The 3,228-nt window shown below is 60.1% G+C and carries 2 protein-coding genes; both read right to left on the bottom strand.

The features are described 5' to 3' along the window. Window positions 1–122: 122 nt before the first annotated feature. Entirely contained in the window at window positions 123–2,795 is a 2,673-nt protein-coding gene (locus ABX749_RS27160) for an SdrD B-like domain-containing protein (RefSeq protein WP_372898784.1), read from the bottom strand. Window positions 2,796–2,813: 18 nt separating this feature from the next. Continuing rightward, a partial coding sequence (locus tag ABX749_RS27165) for an SdrD B-like domain-containing protein (RefSeq protein WP_372898785.1) occupies window positions 2,814–3,228 on the bottom strand: 415 nt, incomplete at its 5' end.

Here is a 3,228-nt window from a genome sequence, read left to right on the forward strand (position 1 = left end):
AAGTGTCAGACAAGAAAATGGGTGACAAGAAAATTTCGGACATCGTCTGAAGACGGAAACCCGAAACCCGAAACCCGAAACCCAAAACTTGAAACTTGAAACTTGAAACTTGAAACGTAACCTCACCCCGCCCGGTTGTAGTAACCCGGTTCGTCTTTACCGTCGCCGTCCCAGTCACCGACGATCGGTTGGGCGTCGGCGTCGCCCGGCGGCAGTTCGATTCGCAGATCATCGGCCGTCATTTTGCCGTTGCCGTCGGAGTCGATGATCCAGGTGTTACCGCGGATCACACCGACTTCATCGATGCCGTCACCATCGAAATCGCCGACGACGGGACGATCACCGGGCTGTCCAAAGTCGAAGGTGGTTTCGCCGGCTTTGCGACGTCCATCGCCTTCGGCATCCAACACCCAGGTGCCGCCGCGGAAGGTTCCGATTTGGTCGATCCCGTCGCCGTTCCAATCACCGGCAACCGGCGTGTCCACGTCTTCGCCGAATTGGAACACATGGTCGACCGCATCGGCCCGCAACTCACCATCGTTACCCCGCCGCAGCAGCCGCGCGCGATCTTCACCACGCATCTGTGCCGACACCAAGCCGAGCGTCTTGCGGTTTTCCAGGAAGCGTCGCGAACGGTTGGACGGATCCGGCAAGCCGGCGTCCAGTTTGACGCGATGAAGGTCGCGTTCCCACTTTCGTCCAAAGATGCCGATGTCGTCTTTGCCATCACCGTCCCAGTCGCCGACGACCGGCTGATCCATCGCCGTCCCCAGCAAGATCCACAGGTCACCTTCGTCCCAGACTCCGTTGCCGTTCAGATCGACGAACCATTGACCTGCGACGTACACCGCGGCTTCGTCATGTCCGTCGCCGTTGAAATCTCCGACCAGCGCGACCGCGTCTTCGGCGCCCAGCGTCATCTGCTTGCTCTCTTGCCGGACTTCGCCCTCGATCGTCAACAACTTCCACGAGCCTTCGGCGTTGTCCCCTTCGGACCAATTCTGACTCATTCGCTTCATCGCGACTTCTTTGAATTGGTTACCCGTAGCGACGGTGCCTCGGGGGTATCCGCCATTGATCACACTCAAGTGCCACGTCACTGCGTCGACTTCGCCGATGAAACGCGGCACCGTGCGTTCTGCGACCTCGCCTGCGGTGAACGAAATCGTTTTCGTGTCAAACGTTTCGATGGGTGGCGGTGGGGCGGAGGGGCGAACTGTATCCGGGATCGGCAGGATATCGGACGGCGGAGGCAATTCGGGCGGATCGACAGGTGGTTCGACCGGCGGCTCCACCGGTGGCAACACGATTTCGATAACCACTTCGCTGAAATTGTTGTGCTGCGATTCGATTCCGGCACCGACGCTGATCGACAACAACGCGTCAAACGATTGAGCGGCTTCGATGGAAGCGATCAGCTGAGCTTGTTCGTCGGTGTACTCATCGGCCGCATTGACGGCCAAACCGCCGGTCGTGCCCGGCGTGTCAATCGAATCGGTGAGAGTCTCGGGTTGTGTTTGGAACAGGGTGTAGGTGCCCGGTCGCAGTCCCGTGAACACGTAGGCGCCATCGCTGTCGGTCATCACGACAGAATGCTCCGACGCGTCCCCGGACAAGAATGCGTCATCGTTCAGTCGGCCACCGTCGGCGTCACGAACCTCAATTCGGACCCCTGCAATCGGCGTGTCGTCGCTGGTGAACACTCCGTCGCGATACTGACGCAGATCCTCCGCCGCGATCAGGTCTTCCGTTTCAATCGCGTCTCCATCGATGAAAACGAATCCCGAGATCATTGCCGGTGGGATTTCGGGGAAATTGTAATCAGACGCATCGACCCCGCTGCCGATGTTGATCCCCGCAATCAAGTCGTCTTCGACGGCAACGCCGCCCTGGTCACCGACCCGTTGGCCGCCGTGAAAGTAGTCCGCCGGCTGCATTTGGCGGACGCTGTAGACACCCGGCGGTAGCTGGTCGAAAACGTAGCGACCTTGCACGTCGGTCGTCGTCGTTCGCAACGTGACGCCATTTTCATCGATCAGCTTGATGGTCACACCGCCGATCGGATCTTCGTCGGCGTCATGAATCTGGTCCTGGTCGCTGTCACTCCAGACTGTTCCGGACAGCGTGCCCGGCTCGTATTCGCAAAACAGGTAGTCGACCGCGGCCTGGCCCGGTTGCAGCGAAACGGACATCAAGTCGACGCCCAAGACGACACCGCCGGCGCTGCCGAGTTTCTGGCCGCCCTGGAGATAGCCGGCCGGTTGAACTTCAAAGATGCTGTAGTCGCCGCCGCGCAGCCCGTCAAAACGGTAGTCGCCGTTTGCGTCGGTGGTGGTCGTCGCGACGCGAGCCCCGCTTGCGTCACGCAGTTCGATCGTGACCCCGGCGATGCCACGTTCGTCTTCGTCGCGGACGCAGTCGCCGTCGCTGTCGACGTGCACCGAACCGGCCAGACTTGTCGGCGGTTCTTCACAGAAATCGTAGTCCGTTGCCTCTGTGCCGGATTCCAACTCGATCTCACGGATCAGGTTCTCGCCCGCCACGCCACCTTCGGATCCGGGTTTCGATCCGCCGTCAAAGTAGCCTTCCGGTTGATCTTGCACGACCGTGTAGCGACCGGGCATCAAATCGGAAAATCGATAGATGCCGTCCGCGTTGGTGACCGCCGATGCGACTTCGGTACCGCTCTCATCGAGCAACCGAATCATCACGCCGGCCAAGCCGACTTCGTTTTCATCGCGAACGCAGTCGCCATCGAGGTCCGCGTGCACCAGTCCCGAAAGAGATGCGGGCAAGAGTTCGCCAAAGTTGTATTACGTGCCCGACAAGCCTTGCGGAAGATCGATCCTTCGAATCCAGTCGTCGGACGCATCGCCGACCGTGACGCCGTCGACGCGCCCCGCCGAGTCGATTCCATCCAAAAACCCATCCGGCTGTGTTTCGCGGACTTCGTAAACACCCGGTGGCAGGTCGTTGAATTCGTAACGCCCGTCATGGTCGGTCGCCGTCGTCGCAACGATCTGGCCGTCTTCACCGATCAACGTCACAATCGCACCGCCGATACCGGCCTCGCCAGTATCTCGCCGCCCGTCATTGGATTGGTCGTGATAGACGTAGCCGGAAAGCGAGACGGGGGCGATTTCACAGAAATTGTATTCCACGCCGACACCGCCTGGCGTCAGCATGATGTTCTGGATCATCGTTCCGTCGTTCGCCGTTCCGCTGTGG

The sequence above is a fragment of the Stieleria sp. genome, assembly GCF_041595215.1.
GTDB classification, from domain to species: Bacteria; Planctomycetota; Planctomycetia; order Pirellulales; family Pirellulaceae; genus Stieleria; species Stieleria magnilauensis.